1 tRNA gene is annotated in these 825 nt (G+C 35.2%); it reads left to right on the plus strand.

Annotated elements, in window-relative coordinates:
- The first annotated feature begins 221 nt into the window (after positions 1 to 221).
- Positions 222 to 303 (plus strand) — tRNA-Leu (locus AFK68_RS01415).
- The last annotated feature ends 522 nt before the right edge of the window (positions 304 to 825 follow it).

Consider the following 825-nt stretch of genomic DNA (forward strand, 5'->3'; position numbering starts at 1 on the left):
GTAAGGGAGTAGGGGAGCGGGGGAATAATTTTTTTTCTCTTGTTTGCCTAAAATACTAACTTTTTTAGCGTTTGAGACTGAAAGTCTGATACTTTTTTTTAATCCAAAAAGGCAGTTGCCTTTATTGTTAATGGTTTAAGAGTTAATCAGTAGAGCAAGACATAAAAAAAAATTGGCAGTAACTGTAAAAATTTTTGATTTGTGTGTTATATTAAAATTATGCGGATGTGGCGGAATTGGTAGACGCGCTAGATTTAGGTTCTAGTTTCTTCGGAAGTGGGGGTTCAAGTCCCTTCATCCGCATTATAATTCAAAAGTCAAAAGTAAGAATTTTTAAGTTAAAAGCTAATGTACTGTTTTAGCTGTGTCAGTCCAAATTAGACTTCAAAAGTCAAAAGTCAAAAGTTAAAAGTAAGAATTTTCGGTGGTGGTGCATTGTAATGGTAGTGCATTGTAATGATTATTGTAATGATTTTTGTTATAAGACACCGTAGTGGGAGCATCTTGCTCCCATACTATTCTATTTACCATTACTATGCAGGACTACCTTATTGCGACCTACGCAATAATAATTTCATTTTCTGAAGCTCATCGGACGTGGAGATGGGTAGTGCAATTTTCTGACTATTACTTATAGAGCAATAATAATTTCATTTCCTGAAGCTCATCGGACGTGGAGATGGGTAGTGCAATTTTTCTACTATTGCGTATAGAGCAATAATAATTTCATTTCCTGAAGCGCATCCGACGTGGAGATGGGTAGTGCAATTTTCTGACTATTACTTATAGAGCAATAATAATTTCATTTTCTGAAGCTCATCCGAC

The sequence above is a fragment of the Hydrocoleum sp. CS-953 genome (assembly GCF_002260545.1).
GTDB lineage: Bacteria > Cyanobacteriota > Cyanobacteriia > Cyanobacteriales > Microcoleaceae > Trichodesmium.